This is a genomic window from Ulvibacter sp. 2305UL32-6, from assembly GCF_058148545.1.
Map to the genome: position 1 here is coordinate 1 of NZ_JBYVKA010000067.1, position 749 is coordinate 749.

1 protein-coding gene is annotated in these 749 nt (G+C 34.8%); it reads left to right on the forward strand.

The features are described from left to right. Window positions 1–46: 46 nt before the first annotated feature. Window positions 47–592 carry a dihydrofolate reductase family protein gene (locus tag ACY2RU_RS17750; RefSeq protein WP_490139823.1) on the forward strand — a complete coding sequence of 182 codons (546 nt, stop codon included), beginning with the start codon at window positions 47–49 and terminating at the stop codon, window positions 590–592. The last annotated feature ends 157 nt before the right edge of the window (window positions 593–749 follow it).

Below are 749 nucleotides of genomic sequence, written 5' to 3' on the forward strand. Positions count from 1 at the left end.
AAGCAAGCTGGAAACAAATTGTAACATTAACGAAAAATAGTAGAAAGTGAGAAAATTAAAGCTTCAAATTCAACTCTCAATTGACGGATTCATTTCTGGTCCAAACGGAGAAATGGACTGGATGATTTGGAATTGGGATGAAGAACTAAAGAACTTCGTTAAAGAAATAACAGAATCGACTGACACGATTGTATTAGGACGAAAACTTGCTGAAGGATTTATTCCACATTGGAAATCCAACAAAGAATTGGAAGGTGCTAAAAAAATTAATAACTCAAATAAAATAGTTTTTACAAAAACGCTCGAAAATACTGAATGGGAAAATACCCTTTTGGAAAAAGGAGATTTAGTCGAAAAAATAGAAAAATTAAAGTCCTCAACTGGAAATGACATAATTACCTATGGAGGTGGCGAATTCGTTTCTTCACTAATAAGAGAAAATTTAATTGATGAATATTATTTTTTCATAAATCCTTCGATTTTGGGGAACGGAATGCCAATTTTTGAGAAAGCAAATTATAGAACTGAATTAAAATTGGAAAGCGCAAAAGCCTATGAATGCGGAATAACAGTTTTGACATATAAAAAATAAAGGCCAGCTTACAACACCGTATAAAGCCAATGGCGTAAGTGGGTAAACGAATTAGATTTCCCACAAAAAGACTATCTTAGACTAACCGAATAAACTTGTAAACGGCTTCGCCGTGGCTTCCGAGTCGCACGCGTCGACGCCGCTGCCAACATTTGCT